This window comes from Porphyromonas sp. HMSC077F02 (assembly GCF_001815465.1).
GTDB classification, from domain to species: domain Bacteria; phylum Bacteroidota; class Bacteroidia; order Bacteroidales; family Porphyromonadaceae; genus Porphyromonas_A; species Porphyromonas_A somerae.
Genome location: NZ_KV820669.1, coordinates 51,382 through 64,497, shown reverse-complemented (window position 1 = coordinate 64,497; position 13,116 = coordinate 51,382). Strand labels below are relative to the sequence as shown.

Here is a 13,116-nt window from a genome sequence, read left to right as displayed (position 1 = left end):
ATCCACTACTCTTCTATATCCACGCAAGCTCGTTTTGACACAAAAGGCTTAATATACTGCTTCACTCTAGCCACATGCTCCGGATGCTTTGCATAAATCTCTATTTCATCTGCACTACTCAATACCCCTTCCAGCATTAGGTCGTACGACTCATTAGGATTGATATTGAAGCTCACTTTAAGACTTTTCAAGCAATCAATATGCTGTGGCAACTCCTCAAAAGCTGCCTTCGCCTCCTTCAAAAACTGTTCCTTACTCTGTCCACTAGGATAGGACTCGAAGCCAAAAAGCACTATATGGCGTATCATACAATATTATTCAATTCCTTATCAATACATTGAAAACTCTATCTCATCCAAGTGAGAGTCTTTATATCCCAAGAAGTAAAGGATTCCATCCAACCCCATTGTGGTAATCGATTGCTGTGCACTCTCCTTCACCTTTGGCTTTGCATGGAAAGCAATACCTAGCCCTGCGATACTGATCATAGGCAAGTCATTAGCTCCATCACCCACCGCTACCGTCTGGCGGATATCTACCTTCTCCACCTGAGCGATCAGCTTCAGCAACTCCGCCTTGCGCTTACCATCGATAATATCTCCTAGGTGACGGCCAGTCAGCTTACCATCCACCACTTCCAGCTCATTAGCATAGACATAATCGATGCCGAATTTACTTTGGAGATACTTACCAAAGTAGGTAAATCCACCACTCAGTATGGCAATCTTAAAGCCCACCCTCTTAAGGATCTTCATGGTTCGCTCCATGCCCTCCATAAGCGGCAAGTTCTCTGCGATATCTCGCATCACCGATACATCTAGTCCTTTGAGTAAAGCTACACGCTCCACAAAGCTCTCGTTGAAGTCTATCTCACCTCTCATTGCTCGCTCAGTAATATGAGCAACTTCGTCATAAACTCCAGCACGCTTGGCAAGTTCATCAATCACCTCCGTCTTGATCAGCGTAGAGTCCATATCAAAGCAGATCAATCGACGCATACGCCTAAACATACTATCCTGCTGGAAAGAGATATCCACCTGATATTTATTCGCCACCTCCATAAACTTCCGCTGCAGCTCTTCCCTATCCCGAGGGGTACCTCTCAACGAAATCTCGATACTTGCTTTGGGAACACGCTCCGTCTCAATCAGTGGAATACGCCCTGTAAGACGGTCCAGAGCATCAATGTTCATTCCCTGCAGAGCCACTTCACGAGTAATTGCAGAGACCATCTTGGCTGTAAATTGCTTCGCCAGGAGGGTCACGATATACTTATTTTTACCTTGAGCCTGCACCCACTGCGTATACTCCTCAGGAGTAATTGGTTGAAATGAAACATGGACGTTTAGTTCATTAGCTTTGAATAGTAGCTCCTTAAGGATATTCCCATTCTCACTACTGAGAGCAGAAAAAAGGATTCCAAGCGTTAGATTATTATGAGTATCACTCTGACCAATATCAAGGATAGTCACTTTATGCTTAGCAAGCGTCTCTGTGATCGCAGCAGAAATGCCAGGCCTATCCTGACCGCTAAATATAGCTAATATCAATTCATTGTCTTTATTAAACATACTATTCATCCTTTTTCATTTCTTATGATGTCCAAACTAAAGCAAAAGTACCCATTTATTGCCACATATCGTAATTTGTGACCGACACATTAGGAGGTGACGCATGGTTAGAAGCATAATGAAATAATATGCTTAGCTCGTATTGGACACACGAGCAAGGTTCTCCGAAGAAGTTCTGACGTACCCCATTGCATAAACCCTATGCTAGCAGGGTGAAAAATGAGTTGCAACTAAGCAATCGGCGAGTTGCATCTAAGCATTTGCCGAGTTGCAACTCGCCGATTGCTTAGTTGCAACTCGGTCAACGCTAATAAATAGGACTGAATTCCAGTCGGTTGAAAAATCACTCTCGGTGGTTCTACTTTAGCCAGATTCTTCACCTCATTTCACAGCCTAAATCTTTGGGTGGTGGAGTATCTCATGGGGGTAAATGGGATCAATTGGGATAGACCCCGATAAATAGGAGACCCCGCAGTTGACTCTCCTAATGCGTAACCACTGATGTGTCACAGCAGATCTATGGCAGATATGCGAGATTATTAGTACCTTTGCAGTGCTTTTTCAGGAAAGCTCCCAGTGTGATGGGAAATTAGTGAAGAGGCTAATTTTGAGTAACACATTAATTTATCATTAGAAATGAAAACATTTCAACTAGCCGCCGAAGTTCGCGAGAGCAAAGGCAAGAAAGAGGCGAAGGCACTTCGCAAGCAGGGTTTAGTTCCTGCAGTGATTTACGGAGATGGCAAAGAGGCTACAATGCTTACCGTCAAGGAGAAGGATTTGAGAAATCTTGTATACACTCCTGATATTTTTGTCATTGAGCTCAATACAAGTGCAGGGGTACGCACATGTATCCTTCAGGATATTCAGTTCCACCCTGTTACTGATCATATTCTTCATATTGACCTTCTAGAGGTTTCAAAGGAGAAGCCAATCACTATGGAAGTACCTGTGGTGCTTGATGGCCACGCTGTCGGTGTACGTGCCGGTGGTAACCTCACTCTTGATATGCGTAAACTACGTGTGAAAGCGCTTTATGAGAATATCCCTGAGCGTCTACACATCGACGTGTCTAAACTTCAGATTGGCAAGACCATTCAGGTTGGGGATCTATCTTTCGACAATCTTGAATTGCTCAACTCTAAGAATGCTGTAGTTTGTGCCGTACGTGTCACTCGTACTTCTCGCTCTGCTGCTAGCAGCACCGAGGAGGAAGATGAGGAGACAACTGAGGAGTCTGCAGAGTCTGGTGACGCAGCACAGTCAGCGGAGTAATCGCATCTCAAGAAAACATTTACAGATAAGCGAAAAGACGGGTGCGAGTATATGCTACTTGCCCCGTCTTTTTTTATGATAAATAGATGATCATTGTTGGAGATATCATAGTTAGCTCTGAAGTGTTAGAGACCTACTTCTGCTGCGACCTTGAGGCTTGCCACGGAGCATGTTGCATCGAGGGAGAGTCTGGTGCACCCATTGAGCGAGAGGAGGTAGAGATGATCTGCAATGCTTTCCCCAACGTCCAGAGGCTTTTACCTGAAAAGCACTTAAAGTATATTGAAGAGCATGGGCTAATGTACGAAGATGCCGATGGCGACTTGGTCACACAAATCATCGACGGAGAGCAGTGTGTATTTACATGCCTTGAGAGGGACCACTCCGTGCGGTGTGCTTTTGAGAAGTGCTATACAGAGGGGATTGATCGGTCTTTCTACAAGCCAATATCGTGTCATCTCTATCCAATCAGGGTATCGCAATTAAGGGATGGCAAGAAAGCACTCAACTACTCAAGGTGGGTGCCCATATGCGAACCAGCACGCGAGTTGGGTCGCAAGCTAAACCTCAGGGTGTATCAATTTTTGAAAGAACCTCTTATTAGAGCTTATGGAAAAGAATGGTATGAGCAACTTGTGGAGCAAGCTGAGCTCTATTTTCAGAACAAAGAAAAAAGGAGAGATGAATCCCAATAAGTTTTTAATCGTTGGGCTAGGAAATATTGGCTCGGAGTACGAAGGGACAAGGCACAATGCCGGCTTTATGATTGCTGATGCACTCGTTGGTGATCCCTTAAAATTTCAATCGCTGCGATATGGAAGTGTTGCTCGAGTGAAGATAAAGAATAAAGAGCTAGTCATCGTCAAGCCTTCTACCTTTATGAATCTAAGTGGCAACGCGGTTCGCTATTGGATGAAAGAGGAGGAGGTGCCACTTGAGCGTCTGCTGGTAATTGTCGATGAAATAGCACTGCCCTTTGGCACGCTTCGTCTCAAAGGGAAAGGAAGTGCAGGTGGGCACAACGGTCTTAAACATATTGAAGCCACACTAGGCACCTCGGCCTATGCCCGACTAAGATTTGGAATAGGAAGCGATTATCCCAAGGGATCTCAAATTGACTATGTGCTCGGGACGTTTGATGATGATGAGCAGCAGCTCTTACCCGAGATCTGCAAGAATGGAGCAGAGATAGTTCGTTCATTTTGCCTGGCAGGGCTAGAGCGGACAATGAATCAATTCAATACCCACTCAAAGAAGAAGAGGAGAGAGGATGAGCGAACTACAGAGAATTGATAAGTGGCTATGGGCTACTAGAGTATTCAAGACACGCTCTATCGCGGCTGATGCTTGCAAAAAAGGGCGGGTATCTATCTCTGGACGTACTCTCAAACCCTCATCTATGATCAAGGTGGGTGATAGAATAGAGGTGAGGAAACCGCCCATGACCCTTTCGCTTGAGGTGCTTCAGCTTTTGAATAATAGAGTCGGACCAAAGCTAGTGCATATCTACCAAAGGAACCTGACCCCACAGAGCGAATATGACCTATGGGAGCTGCATAGAATGACTAGCCAAGCTGGCAGACGAAAAAGCACCGGCAGACCAACTAAAAAAGAGCGCCGAGACCTTGAGGAGTTTATACAGAGCGAAACAAATCCCAATTGGTTTATTGATTCGTTTGATGATGTGGATAAAGACGACGATTGGACTGACTTTTGGGACGAATAAGCAAGGATTGATAGGAAAGATATAAGTATATGAAGAAAGAGAATAGACCATTCAAGAGAGTGTCACTCACCATTCAGGAGATGATCGATGAAGCAAATCATCATCTAAAGATCAATGAGTGGGATGGCAAAAGGTTCAAAGGCCCATTGAAGAATCACCCCCTAGTCACCAAAGAATTGACCTCTAGCCCCAACTACTTTAAGTTTGTCGCCCCTCAGAAATCCAAGTCCAGCATCAACACACTACAAGTAGAGGTGAAAGAGAAGCTATTTCACGAAATAAAAGAGGGAAAGGTGGCTATCATTTACAAGGTAGTGGATGAAAAAGCGATGCCCACTTATGTTGATGTGCGAGAATCAAAAGAAGGACTCATTTTGAACAACCCTAACCTGATGGCTGAAGATGAGATCCGATTAGATGCTTACGCCCACGGCATCTTCGGCTTTGTACCAAGATACTACGATCAAATAGAGATAACTTGTAGCAAGGAGGAGCAAAGCCTCACCTCACCAATACTTGGCGTTTGTTTTCTTCCAGAAGCCTACTACAAGGGTGGCGACTTCAGGTGCGACTACTCCGAGCCTATCCCCGAACTGGCATGGGAAAAAGCCAAGGAGAAAGGCAAGCAAGCGATACAAGACCTACTCTACGACCCCAATGGTCCAGACACCAAGTGGTATATCGCCATCCAATTGGGTGAAATAAAAGAAGAGCAGTAGAGTTGGACATAGCAATTAAAAAAGAGACTTCATAGGGAAATACCCTAGAAGTCTCTTTATATATTTGTCTATTTATTCAGTTCTATTAGCTGGTCAAGAAGCGTTACATCGTTTTTGAGTCGGGGGATCTTATGCTGTCCGCCTAGCTTACCCTCTTTGATTAACCACTCTCTAAAGAGGTCCTTCTTGGCAATAACTAGCTTTGGCATTAGCAGTGCCATATCGGCGTACCTTTTGGCATCATAATCACTATTGACCTTGCGGAGCTCTTTATCTAGTTGGTCCATAAAGAAAGTGGGATCGGATGGGGCTTTTTCAAACTCAATGACCCACTCGTGATAACCATTGGCTTTGTCCAGGTTAAATCGCGGACCTGCAGTATACTCTAGCACCGTAAGCCCCATATCACTGGCGACTGTGGAGATAGCATCATTGGCATTGTGCACCATAAGCTCTTCTCCAAAAGCATTGATGTAGCTGGCGGTGCGACCTGTGATGACGAACTTGTATGGGCTGAGCTCGGTAAACTGAATAGTATCCCCTATCACATACCTATAAAGCCCGCCCAATGTGGAGATCACCATCGCATAATTGACGCCTTTCTGTACATCGCAAAGTGGTATGGCCGATCTCTCTGGGTCATCAAAGTGCGACATCGGGATGAATTCATAAAATATACCGTAGTCTTGCATCAGTAGCATAGACTTATCCGAAGGGTCGTTTTGGATGCCAAAGAAGCCTTCACTTGCATTGTAAGTCTCTCGATATTGCATCCTACTACTTGGGATAATGGATTGGTACTTATCTCTGTAGGGCTCAAAGCCGATGCCTCCATGAAAGAACACTTCGAGATTAGGCCAAACTTCAGAAAGGTTTTGCTTATTGGTCTTCTCTAAAATAGCCATAATGGTCTCAAGCATCCAACTCGGTACACCTGATAAGCTACCAACGTCCTCGCTGTGTACCTCCTCCACTATTTTCTGCATCTTGGATACCCACTCGCCCATTAGCAGTGTGCTTTTGGAGGGAACTCTATAAAGCTGGCCTAGCAATGGCATATTTTGGACTAGGATAGCTGATAGGTCGCCCGTATGAGTTCCTCGACCATACTGACTGGGACTATGACTTCCGCCAATAACTAAACTTTTATGTTTGAAAAACTGGCTATCGGGCCGTGTATCCAAATAGAGCCAAAGAGTATCGGAAGCACCTCTATAGTGACATTTTCGAAGATGAGAATTGGGAACTGGTAGATACTTGCTCCGTCCACCTGATGTGCCACTTGATGTGGCAAACCACTGGCACTTTTCAGAAAAAAGCTGCCCTCTCTCTCCCTTCAGCATCTCCTCTACAAAGGTGCGAAGATTTTCGTACTCCACAATTGGGATGCTCTTGCTAAATTCTTCGTATGATTGAATGGGCTTCTTGCTATACTTTGTGCTATAAGCTGTATTATTCAACCGCTTCAGCACCTGTGCTAGCTGAGCCATTTGTATGGAGTCGCTTTCTGTAGTGTATCGCTCTATCTTACGAAGGCGAAAAGACATTGCTTTATAGATGAGGGAGGTAATCAGATCCATAGTAATTGGGTATTACTGCTCTTGTGAATTGGTTTTTGATTCGTTTTGTTTCAATTCACTGAGGATATTATCCACCTCATCGCTTACCTTTGAGATCTCCTTTCGGCAATGGGCAATTAAAGCTACCACCCTTTTGCTCTTGGCTAGGATTTGGTCAATAGGTAACTGCTGACTTTCCAACTCGTTTAGGATCGCTTCTGTCTCTGCAACCGCCTCATCGTACGTTAGCTCTATATCTGTATCTTGGTTATTCATCTTCTTTTTTCTCTATAGATTGAATGTTTGTGGTAATCTCCCCATCAAGTAATAACACCTTTAGGCTATCTGATAATTGTAATGAATGGACACTTTGGATAGGCTCACCATTTTTCAACACTGGCAGAAAGCCGCGCTTCATGATATTTTGAGGACTATGTAGCTCAGCTATCCGCTCATACTGCACCTGAGTTTCGAGCATTTTCCGAGGCAAGTTTTTCAGCCAAGAAGTTAGCCTCTGAGAAAGGTAAGTAATCATCTGCGCCCCTTGGTGGTTCTTTGAATTGTGGAGCTGTAGCAGATGCTCCAAGTGTAATTGATTAGAATGAACTCTATCTGTCTCAAGTCTTAGACGCACGCTTAGATTTCTCTCAAGAGAGTGGCTAAAGTCGCTGAGTTGGAGTAGTGATTTCCGTTCGATTTGGCCTAAAATAAGTTGGCTTCTCTGCGATAGGTAGTCTAGCTTTTGACTTGACTTCTCCATTGACTCGGTGAGGATAGCCTCAAGTCTGCTCTCAGCATTAAATAGCTGAGTAACGACTAACTCCATTCGCCTTAGGAGAAAGTCGGCAACTGCGGTCGGCGTTTTTTGGGGTGTATGAGCAACCATATCGGCCACAGAGAGGTCTTTTTCATGACCTATACCGGTAATAATCGGTAGCGGAAAATTGGCAACAAGACTACAGAGTAAATAATCATCAAAGGCAGATAGATCCATCTTGCTTCCCCCACCTCGGATGATTACTACAGCATCAAAATCCTCAAGGTTTTCTGCGATCTTGGTAAGTGAGTTGGCAATAGAGGCGGTGGTTCCCTCACCCTGCATCATTGATGAAAACAGCGTAATCTTAAGAAGTCTACCAACTGGATTTTGGGAGATTTGCTTTTGAAAGTCGCCCCACCCTGCAGCTGTAGCGGATGTAATCACCGCCACTCTCTGGATAAGACTTGGAAGGTACTGCTGGCGATTTAGATCCCATATACCATCAGCCTTGAGTTTGTTGATGGTCTCCTGGCGTAGTCGCTCCAGATGCCCTAAAGTGTACTCAGGATTAATATCATAAATAGTCAGGGAAAGCCCATATTGAAGATGCATATCAACCTTCACTAGCATCATCAACTCCATTCCAAAAGTGATGGGTCCACCAGTCACTTGGTAGAAACGAGGCAGTACTTGCGAAGCACGACCCGACCATAGATTACCCCTTACGAATGCTTTCTTAATGCCATTCTGCGTCTCGACAAGATCAAAGTAGACATGCCCATTATGTGCAGACTGACTTATATTGGAGACTTCGGCAGTGATCCAGTAGTACCCTCCAAGAGCATTATTAAGCACCCCCTTGACATAGCCCAATAGCTCGCTAAGCTTCATTGCTTGGAAGCTTTGTTGCTGTGGCTTTGAAAGTGGTGCATCGTATCCCATAATGAATTAAACCTCTTGATTTTTAAGAAAAGCTATCAGCTTTTGGATGGCCATTCCCCTATGGCTAATCTTGTTTTTCTCGGACTCGCTCATCTCTCCAAAGGTAATTGAATAGCCATTGGGCTGGAAAATAGGATCATATCCGAACCCCTCTGCACCAGTTTTATGATCAATAATTTGACCATTGACAGCTCCTTCAAAGAGGTGCTCTTCGCCATCCAAGATAAGGGCGACCACCGTGCGAAAGCGAGCACTACGATTTTGAATACCTTGCAGTTCGCCTAGCAGCTTTTGGATATTATCCTCCGCTCTGCACTTAAGACCAGCATACCTTGCTGAGTAAACTCCAGGTTGACCATCTAAGGCCTCTACCTCTAGCCCTGTATCATCGGCAAAGCAGTCTAAGCCGTGACGTGCATAGCCTTCTCGTGCTTTGATTAAAGCATTTTCAACCAAAGTATCACCCGACTCGACTATCTCCTCCATATCCCCCAACTCTACGAGCGAGGTAATTTCTAAAGCAGAGCCAGAAGATAAGAATATATCTCTTATCTCCTGGGCTTTATGTGGGTTATGAGTAGCAAATAACAGCTTCATCCTTTGAGCTCACTTGGATGATTAACAGTCTCCATTTCAGACTCTTTTAATGCCACTCCATCTGGAGCCTGTGTCTGAATCTTCTTCTTATTATTCACTTTGATCACATCAAATCCTTGACCATACACACCTCTAACGAGTGTCTGAGTGATGAAGGCATTGGGGTCTACATCCTTTACAATTCTAAAAATATTGATGCTCTCAGTCTTTTTAGCAATCACCATCAATACTTTAACTTCCTGGTGTGAGTAGGCTCCTTCACCATTTAAGAAGGTTACCCCTCTATTAACACCCTTGAGAATAGCATTGGCCATCTCTTGATGTTTCCTTGTAATGATGAAGAACTGCATACTCTGCCGTGACCCATTAAGGTAATAATCAACGGAGGAGTTGGTGATCAATACTTGTAGCATACTGAAGACCAATTTATCAGGGCTCTTGAAGATAAACCAGCTGGCAGTGATGGTAATCACATCAATGTAAATCAGTGCTCTACCGATAGAGACCTGTCTATACTTATTGATAATGGCCGCCACAATATCTGTACCTCCAGTAGATCCGTTCATGGAGAAGACAATTCCTAAGCTAATACCGATCATTATTGAACCAATAATCATCGCCAAAGCAGGATTATCTTGCAATGGGATCATATCATGATATGCAGGTAGGATATACTGCTCAATAGAGGTGGTAGAAAGGCCTAGGAAAGCGACGCTGTAAACTGTTTTAAGGCTAAAGCGCCATCCAAGTACCTTGATAGCCACTAATAGTAGTGTAAAGTTAATGGCGTTGTAAGGGACAGAGAAGGGAATGTCAAAACCCCAGCTAATCACTGATGCGATACCAGCAAGGCCTCCACTTGTAATCTTGTGGTAATAGATAAAGCAAAAATAGGAAACTAGATAGATCAGTAATCCTAATGTTATGAACACATAATCTTTGATTATGGACCAAGTTTTTTTCGACTGCATGTTCTTATTATGATATGAAAGTTAATTTATTTACTGGTAACAATATTGACTATGCGGCCAGGCACCACAATGATGCGCGCGATCGCCTTGCCGTCTAAGTATTTTTCTAGCTCAGGAGACTGGCGTACCTCCTCCTCAATTTGTTCTTTGCTCATTTCTGCTGAAAGAGTTAGCTGAAAACGCACCTTTCCGTTGAAAGAGATCGGGTACTGTATCTCACTCTCCTTAAGATAAGCATCGTTGTGTACTGGATATGGAGCATCTACAATGCTCTCATTATGGCCTAGCAGATGCCACATTTCCTCTGCTAAGTGCGGAGCAAATGGTGCCAATAGCACGGTGAACTCCTCCAATATCTTACGGTTATTGCATTTAAGAGCAGTGAGGTCATTGATGCATATCATAAAGGCACTTACGCAGGTGTTGAAAGAGTAGCTTTGAAGCCCTTGATTTACCTTCATAATACAAGTATGTAGCACCTTCAACTCCTTTGAAGTTGGCTTATCATCAGAAATTGAGAGCTGGTCACTGGAATCAAAGAGTAGTGCATAGGTACGACGTAGAAATCTGAAGACGCCGTCAATACCATTGGTATCCCAAGGCTTGGATTGGTCCAAAGGCCCCAAAAACATTTCGTATACCCTTAGTGTATCCGCCCCATATTCTCTAATAATATCATCGGGGTTGACCACATTGAGGTACGACTTACTCATCTTCTCCACGGCAAATCCGCAAATGTAAGTGCCATCATCCTCAAGGATAAACTCTGCATCTGCAAATTCAGGCTTTGACTTTCTGAACGCTTCGATATCAAGGCGGTCATTGTGCACAATATGGATATCCACATGAATAGGCTGTACATCGTACTGCTTCTTTTTATTCAAGCTCACATATTGATTGCTTCCTTTAATACGGTATACGTAGTTGGAGCGTCCTTGGATCATTCCCTGATTTACTAACTTCTTAAAGGGCTCTTCCTCGCAGACATAGCCTAAGTCGTAAAGGAACATATTCCAAAAGCGGCTGTAGATCAAGTGACCTGTAGCGTGTTCGGAACCACCAAAATAGATATCTACCTCCCTCCAATATTCATTTTTATCCTTAGAAACAAGAGCAGTATCATTGTGCGGGTCCATATATCGGAGGTAGTATGCCGAGCTTCCTGCAAAGCCAGGCATAGTGCTTAGCTCAAGCGGATACCCTTCTTCTGTAGTCCAATTCTTGGCTCTACCGAGTGGTGGCTCACCACTATCTGTAGGTAAAAACTTATCAACTTCAGGCAAGATTAATGGCAACTTGCTCTTGTCCAAAGCATAGGGCATCCCCTCTTTATAGTAGATAGGGAAAGGCTCGCCCCAATATCTTTGACGTGAAAATATAGCATCACGTAATCGATAGTTAACCTTACGGCATCCTATCTTCTGTGCTTGTAAGAAATCGATCATTTTATAGATCGCTTCTTTCACCTTTAAGCCATTAAGGAAGTCGGAGTTTATCATCACCCCTTCTTGACTATCTACAGCCTCCTCCCACTCATTAGGATCCTCGGCGATTTCAACCCCTTTAGGCTTCACTACAGGAATAATTGGTAGCTCAAAGTGCTTAGCAAAAGCAAAGTCTCTTGTATCGTGGCCTGGCACCGCCATCACCGCACCAGTACCATAACCCGCCAGTACATAGTCGCTTATCCAAATTGGGATAGGAGACTTAGTGACTGGGTGAATCGCATACCCTCCACTGAAGACACCGCTCACAGAGTGGTCAATCATTCTCTCTCTCTCGGTACGCTTCTTGGTCCTATCCAGGTATTCCTGTACCTGCTCAGCCTGCTCAGGAGTGGTCACCTTACTTACCAATTCACTCTCAGGAGCCAATACCATAAAGGTCACACCAAAAAGTGTATCAGGTCGTGTGGTGAATACTGTGATAGCCTCCGAGCAATCTTGGAGCTGGAATTGCACCAACGCTCCTGAAGACTTGCCAATCCAATTCCTTTGAGTCTCCTTCAGAGAGTTGCTCCATTCCAGTTTGTTCAGCCCCTCAAGTAATCTATTGGCATAACCCGATACGCGCAATTGCCATTGCTTCATCAGCTTTTGCTCTACGGGAAAGCCACCACGTACTGAAAGGCCTTCGCTTACCTCGTCATTGGCAAGTACCGTTCCAAGTCCAGCACACCAATTCACCATCGTTTCACCTTGATAGGCGATACGATAGTTCATCAGCACCTCTTGCTGTTCGATTTCACTCTTAGAACGCCATTCATCTGCAGTAAAACTCAGCTCTTCGCTACATGCCACATCAAGCCCCTCCGTACCACATTGCTCAAAGTGCTTGATCAGCTCTGTGATTGGTTGGGCTTTTTCGGCAACATTATCATAGTAGCTTTCAAACATTTCAATGAATGCCCACTGAGTCCACTTATAAAACTTTGGGTCGCAAGTCATCACCTCCCTACTCCAATCATAGCTAAAGCCGATGCTATCTAGTTGTTCTCGGTACCTCTTGCTATTAATTTTAGTTGTCTTTTCTGGGTGTTGCCCTGTTTGAATGGCATACTGCTCAGCTGGCAAACCAAAGGCGTCGTAACCCATAGGGTGGAGTACATTATATCCCTTATGTCGCATATATCGACTTAGAATGTCACTGGCAATATATCCAAGTGGATGCCCCACATGTAATCCAGCTCCAGAGGGGTAAGGGAACATATCCAAGATATAAAACTTAGGTTTAGAGGCGTCCTCAGTCACCTTGTATATCTTGTGTTCCTCCCAATATTGTTGCCACTTGTTTTCTATCTCTGTAAACTTGTACTCCATATCATTTATTAGATCCGAAAAAACAAAATCACACTCCCCTACAATTATTGTGCAAAGTTACTCAATTCAGCTTGTATTGCCTAATGTTTGGGGCTCAATAAAATGCATAAACAAATTTAGGGGCAAAGCATTTCTGCCTTGCCCCTAAATATCAGTATAGTTATTACGTCCAAAGAT

13 protein-coding genes are annotated in these 13,116 nt (G+C 44.1%); 5 read left to right on the top strand and 8 right to left on the bottom strand.

Features of this window, described 5'->3' with window-relative positions; translation table 11 throughout:
- Nucleotides 1-5: 5 nt before the first annotated feature.
- Entirely contained in the window at nt 6-308 is a 303-nt protein-coding gene (locus tag HMPREF3027_RS05020) for a Dabb family protein (protein WP_018028557.1), read from the bottom strand.
- A gap of 21 nt (nt 309-329) precedes the next feature.
- Nucleotides 330-1,580, bottom strand: a complete 1,251-nt coding sequence (gene serB, locus HMPREF3027_RS05015; RefSeq protein ID WP_018028556.1) for a phosphoserine phosphatase SerB — start codon at nt 1,578-1,580, stop codon at nt 330-332.
- Between the two features lie 627 nt (nt 1,581-2,207).
- On the opposite strand from serB, the gene HMPREF3027_RS05010 reads away from it, so the two are divergent.
- The 5 genes from HMPREF3027_RS05010 to HMPREF3027_RS04990 all read left to right on the top strand — a co-directional run bounded on the left by HMPREF3027_RS05010 (nt 2,208) and on the right by HMPREF3027_RS04990 (nt 5,291).
- Nucleotides 2,208-2,846, top strand: coding sequence for a 50S ribosomal protein L25/general stress protein Ctc (locus tag HMPREF3027_RS05010; RefSeq protein WP_070707431.1), 639 nt, complete (start codon nt 2,208-2,210; stop codon nt 2,844-2,846).
- An 86-nt stretch (nt 2,847-2,932) separates the two neighbouring features.
- Nucleotides 2,933-3,541: a DUF3109 family protein gene (locus tag HMPREF3027_RS05005; RefSeq protein WP_070707428.1), complete on the top strand. Its 609-nt coding sequence runs from the start codon at nt 2,933-2,935 to the stop codon at nt 3,539-3,541.
- The gene (gene pth, locus HMPREF3027_RS05000; RefSeq protein WP_021903375.1) at nt 3,528-4,139 is read left to right on the top strand and encodes an aminoacyl-tRNA hydrolase; all 612 of its coding nucleotides are present in this window, start codon (nt 3,528-3,530) and stop codon (nt 4,137-4,139) included. Before HMPREF3027_RS05005 ends, pth begins: the two co-directional genes overlap by 14 nt.
- Nucleotides 4,117-4,572 carry an RNA-binding S4 domain-containing protein gene (locus tag HMPREF3027_RS04995; protein WP_070707426.1) on the top strand — a complete coding sequence of 152 codons (456 nt, stop codon included), beginning with the start codon at nt 4,117-4,119 and terminating at the stop codon, nt 4,570-4,572. The genes pth and HMPREF3027_RS04995 overlap by 23 nt, the downstream gene beginning before the upstream one ends.
- 29 nt (nt 4,573-4,601) lie before the next feature.
- Nucleotides 4,602-5,291 carry a hypothetical protein gene (locus tag HMPREF3027_RS04990; RefSeq protein ID WP_070707424.1) on the top strand — a complete coding sequence of 230 codons (690 nt, stop codon included), beginning with the start codon at nt 4,602-4,604 and terminating at the stop codon, nt 5,289-5,291.
- Nucleotides 5,292-5,359: 68 nt separating this feature from the next.
- On the opposite strand, the gene HMPREF3027_RS04985 is transcribed toward HMPREF3027_RS04990, so the two are convergent.
- From HMPREF3027_RS04985 to leuS, 6 genes are all read right to left on the bottom strand, one after another.
- Nucleotides 5,360-6,871: a GH3 auxin-responsive promoter family protein gene (locus HMPREF3027_RS04985; RefSeq protein ID WP_070707422.1), complete on the bottom strand. Its 1,512-nt coding sequence runs from the start codon at nt 6,869-6,871 to the stop codon at nt 5,360-5,362.
- A gap of 12 nt (nt 6,872-6,883) precedes the next feature.
- Nucleotides 6,884-7,126, bottom strand: coding sequence for an exodeoxyribonuclease VII small subunit (xseB, locus tag HMPREF3027_RS04980; RefSeq protein ID WP_070707419.1), 243 nt, complete (start codon nt 7,124-7,126; stop codon nt 6,884-6,886).
- The gene (gene xseA, locus HMPREF3027_RS04975) at nt 7,119-8,552 is read right to left on the bottom strand and encodes an exodeoxyribonuclease VII large subunit (RefSeq protein WP_070707417.1); all 1,434 of its coding nucleotides are present in this window, start codon (nt 8,550-8,552) and stop codon (nt 7,119-7,121) included. The genes xseB and xseA overlap by 8 nt, the downstream gene beginning before the upstream one ends.
- Before the next feature lie 6 nt (nt 8,553-8,558).
- The gene (rdgB, locus tag HMPREF3027_RS04970; RefSeq protein WP_070707416.1) at nt 8,559-9,149 is read right to left on the bottom strand and encodes an RdgB/HAM1 family non-canonical purine NTP pyrophosphatase; all 591 of its coding nucleotides are present in this window, start codon (nt 9,147-9,149) and stop codon (nt 8,559-8,561) included.
- Complete coding sequence (locus HMPREF3027_RS04965) at nt 9,146-10,081, bottom strand: YitT family protein (protein WP_246830533.1); 936 nt, start codon at nt 10,079-10,081, stop codon at nt 9,146-9,148. Before HMPREF3027_RS04965 ends, rdgB begins: the two co-directional genes overlap by 4 nt.
- Nucleotides 10,082-10,146: 65 nt before the next feature.
- Nucleotides 10,147-12,939, bottom strand: a complete 2,793-nt coding sequence (gene leuS, locus HMPREF3027_RS04960) for a leucine--tRNA ligase (protein ID WP_070707414.1) — start codon at nt 12,937-12,939, stop codon at nt 10,147-10,149.
- Nucleotides 12,940-13,116 lie beyond the last annotated feature (177 nt).